General features: G+C 40.3%; 6 protein-coding genes and 3 pseudogenes. 4 read left to right on the forward strand and 5 right to left on the reverse strand.

Going from position 1 to position 8,100, the window contains the following annotated elements; genetic code table 11:
• A pseudogene (locus I1A59_RS09545) lies at window positions 1-241 on the reverse strand (IS982 family transposase); the annotation flags it as partial.
• An 84-nt stretch (window positions 242-325) separates the two neighbouring features.
• Between I1A59_RS09545 and I1A59_RS08670 the strand changes: the two are divergent.
• The 4 genes and pseudogenes from I1A59_RS08670 to I1A59_RS08685 form a co-directional block, all read left to right on the forward strand.
• Window positions 326-643: pseudogene (locus I1A59_RS08670) on the forward strand (Rgg/GadR/MutR family transcriptional regulator); the annotation flags it as partial.
• Between the two features lie 98 nt (window positions 644-741).
• Window positions 742-1,605 carry a YSIRK-type signal peptide-containing protein gene (locus I1A59_RS08675; RefSeq protein ID WP_196092380.1) on the forward strand — a complete coding sequence of 288 codons (864 nt, stop codon included), beginning with the start codon at window positions 742-744 and terminating at the stop codon, window positions 1,603-1,605.
• The gene (locus I1A59_RS08680; protein ID WP_196092381.1) at window positions 1,547-2,515 is read left to right on the forward strand and encodes an SH3 domain-containing protein; all 969 of its coding nucleotides are present in this window, start codon (window positions 1,547-1,549) and stop codon (window positions 2,513-2,515) included. Before I1A59_RS08675 ends, I1A59_RS08680 begins: the two co-directional genes overlap by 59 nt.
• Window positions 2,516-2,529: 14 nt before the next feature.
• The gene (locus I1A59_RS08685) at window positions 2,530-3,207 is read left to right on the forward strand and encodes a DUF6287 domain-containing protein (protein ID WP_196092382.1); all 678 of its coding nucleotides are present in this window, start codon (window positions 2,530-2,532) and stop codon (window positions 3,205-3,207) included.
• 133 nt (window positions 3,208-3,340) lie between these two features.
• On the opposite strand, the gene treR is transcribed toward I1A59_RS08685, so the two are convergent.
• The 4 genes and pseudogenes from treR to I1A59_RS08705 all read right to left on the reverse strand — a co-directional run.
• Entirely contained in the window at window positions 3,341-4,063 is a 723-nt protein-coding gene (treR, locus tag I1A59_RS08690) for a trehalose operon repressor (RefSeq protein ID WP_196092383.1), read from the reverse strand.
• Between the two features lie 3 nt (window positions 4,064-4,066).
• The gene (treC, locus tag I1A59_RS08695; protein ID WP_196092384.1) at window positions 4,067-5,713 is read right to left on the reverse strand and encodes an alpha,alpha-phosphotrehalase; all 1,647 of its coding nucleotides are present in this window, start codon (window positions 5,711-5,713) and stop codon (window positions 4,067-4,069) included.
• Between the two features lie 265 nt (window positions 5,714-5,978).
• Window positions 5,979-7,394: a PTS system trehalose-specific EIIBC component gene (gene treP / locus I1A59_RS08700; protein WP_196092385.1), complete on the reverse strand. Its 1,416-nt coding sequence runs from the start codon at window positions 7,392-7,394 to the stop codon at window positions 5,979-5,981.
• A 516-nt stretch (window positions 7,395-7,910) separates the two neighbouring features.
• Window positions 7,911-8,100, reverse strand: a pseudogene (locus I1A59_RS08705) (IS110 family transposase); the annotation flags it as partial.

Genomic DNA, 8,100 nt, shown 5'->3' on the forward strand with positions numbered 1-8,100 from the left:
GAAACAAGTTAGTACGAATTGCGCGATAAATAGCATTAGCTGATCTACAACCTTGTTGTAAAGCCCAAATGTAGCTAGAAATCAAGATAACATCTGGTTGAAGTTGCAAATGGACATTCTTACGAAAACGAACCGATTCTGGAACATATTTCTCGTATAGATCTGTCACTTTAACCAAAATTTTATTGAAAACTACTTGTGTTTGTGATGGATTCGCGAGATAATGTACTTGGCTTTGCATATCATGTCCTCAATTCATGGTGGTTTTGAGTTTATGATACGCAAAGTTTTTTATTATTTCCAGGATTAACTAGCACAACGGGTTCAATTTTATAATACAATACCTGAAAATAGAAATAGAATTTACTTGATTTTATTGAATCTTGCCGGAATTCTTTTGGATCGTGAAGAATTTACAGTCACTGCTAAGTTTATTCGGCAGCTAGATAACCTTTCAATATTAGAGAACAATCTAATGGCTCGACTGCAACTGAAATTTATCAAAGCTCAAATGCGCTACATGCAAGGTAACAAGGGGGCAATGAAGGATCTGGAGGAATGTTTACGAATCGCTCAATTTCTCGAATGTTACAATCTAGAGGGTCAAATTAAGGATACTATTTCTCTTGTTACGGATTCGTAACAATTTTATAAGGAAGTCTTTTTTGTTATAAACTGATTTCGCTGATTTAGATGTTGGACCAGTGAAAAGAAAAAGTAAAAACAAAGGAGAAATGAATCTTGTTTCATCTAGATTATCAGTTAAAGAAAAGATTTTCTTTTAGAAAATATTCGGTTGGTTTAATTTCAGTTATGGTTGGAGTAGTTATGTTGGGTGTTCCACAGACTGTATCCGCTGACGAAGTTACTGAGAATGTATCACAAAGTGAAGTTTTATTGACAACAAGTGATACGACTAACTTGTCTTCAGAAGTGTCTTCCCAAAATGAAGAAACAAACCTGTCGCATCACATTCAACCTTCTGTAATTTTTGAGAACAGTTCAATTTTAGAAGCTAAAGCAGAACAAGTTAAAGACATTGATACTGAGAATAAAGAAATACCAGTAAATGAACTTCCTGAAAATGATATTAACAAAAAAGTTGCTCGAGAAAATGCAGATGGTACAGTAATTACTTCAAAAGATTCAATACCTACATCGGAAAATGAAATATCTCCAGAAGGTAGTTCAGAACAGAATAGTATTAAAATTGATAAGGATGAAATTGTAGTTGAATCACTAGAAAAAGATTCAAAATCAGAGACAAAAAAGAATTTGGGTAGACAAACAAGTCCATTTAGGACTGCAAATACCGGAAATTATATTGGAGATAATTATCGCTGGAAAAATGGGAATATCTCAACTGATTTAGATAGATGGGGTTATCCTGTAAGACAATGTACCTCATTTGTTGCTTTCCGTTTAGCAGAAACGAATGGTTTTTCCAATGTTGCTTATCTAGGTAATGGAGCAGATTGGGGATTGAATGCACCTTCGCGTGGAGGTTATGTAGATAAGGTGCCTGCCGTAGGTTCAGTAGCTTGGTTTGGTAAAGGATCTTTTGGTGCTTCTGATATTATATGGTCATGTTGCTTGGGTAGCTGAAGTAAGAGGCAATACAGTAGTTATTGAAGAATACAACTATAACTGGAGCTATGGATATTATCGCAGAAGTATTCCTATTTCATCTGTAACGGGTTTCATTCATTTTAAAGATTTGACTACACCTCCAAATGGTAATGGTAATTCAGGAAATTCTTCAAACAGCCCAGTTAATACTGGAAATCTAGCTCCATCAGGAACTTATACTTTTACTTCCAAAGCACCAATTAAATCAGAACCCAAATTTACTGCACCAGATATGGCTTATTATGAAGCAGGTTCTTCAGTGAATTATGATAAAATATTAGATGCTGACGGCTATCGCTGGCTTAGCTATCTATCATATCAAGGAAATCGTCGTTATATACCATTGGTTAAATTGTCTTCGTCTGAGTCTAATAGTAAACCTATTACTTCAAGTACAGCGCCAACAAATAATGCATCAACTCCATCTTCAGAAGCAAAGCTTCCTGCTAGTGGTACTTATACATTTACCCATAGATTAGGAATTAAATCAGAATCACGTTATTCAGCAACAGATTTAGCATACTATGAGGCAGGTTCCTCAGTGAATTATGATAAAGTATTAGATGCTGACGGCTATCGCTGGATTAGTTATTTGTCATATCAAGGAAATCGTCGCTATATTGCCGTTGAAAAGCTTTCTTCTGGTACAGCCTCACCTTCTGATCAGCTGAATAAACCAAGCACTTCTAATATTCCATCTAGTGGAAGCTATACTTTTACAGCTGTCGGATATGTAAAAAATGAACCTCGGATGTCTTCTGTAACGTTGGCTCAATATAACCCTGGTATGTCTGTAAATTATGATAAAGTTTTGAATGCAGAAGGTCGCAACTGGCTTAGTTATGTTTCAGCTTCAGGCATCAGAAGATATATTGCTATCAACTAAAGAAAGGTCTATCGATGAAAAAGACAACTATTACACTTTTAGCCCTGCTTGTTTTGGCTGGTTGTTCTAATAACCGACAATCTGAATCTACAGTATCTAGCTCTTTAAGCAAGACACAACAATCAAGTTCATCAGTAAGCAAGGTAACGAGTTCAACTAAGAAGTCTTCTAATAATAGTGAAAAATCTACTGGTGCAGCAAATCAGGAAAATTCCTCTTACTCTGTTACACCTAGCTCAACTGTAGAACAGGGTGAAGCAGTTGGAGCATCCGTAAGTACTGAGACGCCAGTTCAGAGCAAATCATCAGACGGTGTTGTTGGTTCACAGGGAAATCTTCCAGATGTTCCCTATAATCCAGAACCATTCCTTGCTGGCGACTTTTCATCACTAGCTGGAACATGGCAAGATGAGTATGGTAATCAAATCACAGTTGGAGCGAATGGATCTCTTGCTATTCAAATGGCTGAAGGAGAACACATTTCAGAAGAGGCACGTCAGCAATTAAGTCGTGATCTCTACATTTTGAATGGTTATGGTTATTGGCAAGATACTGCTTTTATTAGCCCTACCTCTAATGATGCTCATACTTCAGGGTTACCACGATTTTCTTATGACACCGCTGCAAATTCAATCTATTTAGTTCCAAATTATGCAGAAACTTATTCTGGAACTTTTTCTCGAATAAATTGAAGCACTGCAAATCGTCTAACTACCTTAACGGAAAAGAACTTTGATATTAGCCGTCTTTTGCATATAAAATAACACACGATAAAAACATTGCCTTTTCTTTCACAGAGGGTAAGATTTTTATCGTGTGTTTTCTTTATGGTTGTCTTCGAGAAAAATTGGTGAACTTGAAGGACGAGGGTCTATGGTGGGATTGGTTGTACTGGAAGGGCTGACCGTCACCTAGGAAGACGGTTGCTTCCACCAGGGCTAGGTAAGCTGGATCCAGATTTTGGAAGTAGTCCTGGAGAACTTGATTGGCTGGTTGGAAAGTAATGGTTTTAGCCGAGTGGCTAATGACCAAGCCCAAGTCTTGTTCAATGTAGTGGTAGATGGACTTCTGGGCGATTTCCTCTGTAAGTCCCGTTATGAGTTGGGGGTTAAAGAAATCAATATCAACGATGTTGACCTTGGCCCCTTTTTTTCGAAGGCGAACCACCCGGATGACGGGATCAAAGTCCCTTAGTTGTAGAGCAGATTTGACATCTGGGTAGTCTTTGGCCTTGATTTTTTCAAAGACAGCAACTTTAGTTTTGTAGGCGTGGTTGAGGCCGTCGTTGATTTCTTGGAAACTGGTTAGACTGGCTAATTCAAAATTGAGGGAAGGATCGTAGATGACAATGGATCCTTTCCCACGAATTTTTTGAATGTAAGCATCGTTTTGTAGGAGCTGTAAGGATTTGCGAAGGGTTTCGCGAGAAGTCTCAAAGTGCTGGCAGAGGTCCATCTCAGAAGGGAGCAGTTCCCCTTGGCTGTAAATGCCTTGTCGGATTTCATTTTTTAGTTGGTCATAGATGACCTGGTACTTTTTTTCAGTCATAGGCTAACGACTCAGGAAAGCGACGGTCTCATACGGACGGAGTTTCAAGGACTGTTCAGCTTCTCGCTGGCCGTAATTTCCTAGGAGGTATTCGTAGTTGGTGCCTTCCATTGGGACAGTTGTCACTTGGCCATAGAAATTGTTGAAGACAATCAATTCTTGATTCCCTAATTGACGCTTGTAAGCCAATACTTGTGGGTGGTCGGTTAAGAGAGGGTGGTAAGAACCTTCCTGGATAATAGCCAACTCTTTGCGGAGGCGGATTAAGTCTTGGTAGTAAGAGAAGATGCTTCCTTGAGCTAATTCTTGTTCAACATTAATCTCTTGGTAGTTGTTTGCAACTTCTAGCCAAGGTTGACCGGTGGTGAATCCTGCATTCTCAGACGTATCCCATTGGATCGGTGTCCGGCTGTTGTCACGGGATTTAACTTGAATAACTTCAAAAGCTTCTTCGGCAGTCAAGCCTCGATCCAAGAGCATTTGGTAAGCATTGATACTTTCAATATCTTTGTACTGGTCCATGCTGGTGAAGCCAGGATCCGTCATTCCGATTTCTTCCCCCATATAGATGTAAGGGACCCCCTTCATCATGTGGATGGCTTGAGCCAACAGTTTAGCAGACTCCACTCGGTATTCTTGGTCGTTGGTGAAGCGGGTTAGAGCGCGTGGTTGATCATGATTATTCCAGAAGACCGCATTGCAGCCGCCGCCTTGATCCATTCCTACCTGCCAGTCGTTGAGAATTCGTTTCAACTCTGCGAAGTCCATAGCCTGGTTTTGCCATTTGTCGCCATCTTTGTAGTCGACTTTTAGGTGGTGAAAACTAAAGGTCATAGAGAGCTCATGACGGTCTGGTCTGGTGTAAAGGATACAGTTGTCAATGGTGGTTGAGGACATCTCACCGACCGTTACGATAGTGGGATCCTGTCCGAAGCTAGCCTGGTTCATTTCTTGCAAGTAGTCATGGACAATTGGGGTGTCCGTATAGAGCCCTTTTTCTTGTTGCTCATTGAGACTATCCACAAGAAGTTCATCCTTACCAATCACATTGATCACGTCAAAGCGGAAGCCAGAGGCTCCTTTTTCCCGCCAGAAGTTGACGACATCGTAGAGTTCCTTACGAACTTCTGGATTATGCCAATCCAAGTCTGCCTGGGTTTTATCGTAGAGGTTCATGTAATACTTGCCTGTGTTGCCGAAAGGTTGCCATGCGGGCCCACCAAATTTGGATTGCCAGTTAGTTGGAAGACTCCCATCTTCCTTAGGTTCCCGGATATAGTAGTAGGCTTGGTATTTTTCATCACCGGCTAGTGCTTTTTGGAACCACTCGTGCTCTGTTGACGTGTGGTTGAGCACCATATCCAGCATGATTCCCATCCCTAGTTCCTTGGCTTGGCGGGCCAATTCCTCAAAGTCTTCCATGGTTCCGAAGCGGGGATCGATGGCCCGGTAATCCGCGATGTCATAACCATTGTCATTTTGAGGAGACACATAGAAAGGGTTGAGCCAGAGAATATCTACTCCTAATTTTTTCAAATAAGGAAGCTTCTCAATAATACCCGGCAAATCCCCAAAACCATCGCCGTTGCTATCGTTAAAGGATTTAGGATAAATTTGGTAAACAACTTTGGAAAATATTGAATCTTTCATGAAAACACCTTTCTAAAAAAAGGGGAGAGTGGGACAGAACAAGATGTTGAAATCTTGTTCGTTACAAGTCCGTATTTCAGGTTGTAAGCTGAAACGGTCTCTCCCCAGACCGTTTCACTCCCACCTTCGCACAGTTGATTAGGCTGTTTTCAGAGCCTGCAAGGCGAAAGAAAATGCCAATCAACCACTGCGTCAAAATTATATAGCAAACTATAATAATGAGGTTGAAACTGTTGTCCCAACCTCACCCCTTATAAATCAAGTCTTATTTCTTCTTCTCAAAGCGAATGAAAACAAACGTTAGAACGATTGGAAGGGCGATAACGATAGCCAATCCAAGGGCGAAAATACCCCAATATTGTGGAACGATGGAGAGGATACCAGGGATACCACCGATACCGACAGAGTTAGCAAGAACTGGTACAGAACCGAGAAGGGCTCCGGCAATTCCGGCTGAAACCATTGCTGCTAGGAAGGCAGATTTATGGCGAAGAGTTACCCCGAAGATGGCTGGTTCAGTAACTCCCAACCATGCAGAGATGGCAGAAGTAAGCGCCATGCTTTCGTTTTTGCTATCTTTGTTTTTACGGAAAATTAACATCATAGCAAGGGCTGCAGATCCTTGAGCTACGTTAGACATAACAAGGATAGGCCACAAGAAGGTTCCATTTTCAGATGCCACCAATTGAAGGTCAACTGGGAGGAACATGTGGTGCATACCAGTGATAACAAGCGGTGCGTAGAAGGTACCGTAGATGAGACCTCCCAACCAGCCAGCTGTACTGAAGATAGCCATCATGATGTTTGTGATTTGAGTCGCCAACCACATGGTCACAGGACCAATAACTGTGAAGGCAAGGAAACCAGTAACCAAGAGTGAAACAGGAGCAACCACCAAGAGTTTCAAGCTATCTGGAACACGTTTGTTCAACCATTGTTCCACATTAGCCAAAATGAAAGCCGCAAAGAGAGATGGTAGAACTTGAGCCTGGTAGTTCATTTGTTGAACAGGAATACCGAAGAGATCCCAAGTTGGAATTTCAGCAAGTCCACCAGTGTTTGCATCAAACAAAGCATATTGAGAAGTCAATCCAGGGTGGCAAAGGACCAAACCAAGAACGATCCCCAAGAGTGGAGAACCACCGAAGCGGGTCATAGCTGACCAACCAACAAGAGCTGGGATAAAGATAAAGGATGTTGCTGCGATAAAGTTAACAATACCAGCAAATCCAGCGAAACCAGGATACATTTCAACAATGGATTGCGCTCCAAAGATTCCTGGTTGGGTAAGAACATTGTTAATCCCCAAAAGCAAACCAGAAGAAATGATCGCTGGTAGGATTGGTACAAAAACATCCCCCAACAATTTCACCAATTTTTGAAGTGGGTTCAAATCTTGGGCAGCTTGTTCCTTGGCTTCTTCCTTAGATACAGCTTGTGCACCTGTTTGAGCTACCAATTCATCGTAAGCTTTATCAACGATACCAGGACCGATGATGACTTGGTATTGACCATTGGCAGAGAATTGTCCCTTAACCAAATCAATTTGATCGAGAGCAGACTCATCTACTTGCCCTTCATCTTTTAAAATAAAGCGAAGACGGGTCACACAGTGGGTTACACTGTTGATGTTGTCCTTGCCACCAATGGCTTCAACGATTTTAGAAACATCGTTTTTCATAAGATCTCCTTTTGAAAGCGTTTGTTAAACTTGTATAGACAAATTATAAATGAGAGATTACCACTTGTCAATATTTTTTTGAAAAAAGTTTAAGGAACTAGAATAAATGTATGATGATGGTTCTTTTTATAATTAAACTTTATTTTATGAGTTGTTTTTTTATTAAGATGTTAAACTGTTGGTAGTTGTAAAGTCGATAACATTTAGTGCCCTAATTAATCGGCTTTGAGAACTACATCGATGTATTAGAAATTATATTTAAATGATTTTAAATACTTAGTGAATGTACACGTTGTGAAAAATTGAGTTTTGATTTTTGAAAACAATATCTAAAAAATATCTCACTCTTTTTGAATTTCCAGATTGTATGTAGATGAAAGTCTAGTGGTGAAAAGTCAAGTTCAAAGTTCTGAGCAGTTACTCTTTTTTTCAGAAAAAAGGACGCACTGAAAAGAGCTAGCGAAAAATGATGTTTTTCAATCAATTTTCACTAGATTTTCAAGGAGTGTGCAGATCCTAATAGGTATCTTCCATAAGCCTCCTTGGTGGCGTATAGAGTTGGCGGTTGCGTAGTAGCACATCCACCAGACGCACAAATTTTCTAGCAGTTAAGACGAGAGCTCGTTTATGTTTGTTTTTTGGTACTTCTTGACACTTCTTCTGGTAATAGGCTTTGTATTCTTCGTCATAACGTCTGACAGAGTTG

The sequence above is a fragment of the Streptococcus sp. NLN76 genome, assembly GCF_015686645.1.
Taxonomy (GTDB): domain Bacteria; phylum Bacillota; class Bacilli; order Lactobacillales; family Streptococcaceae; genus Streptococcus.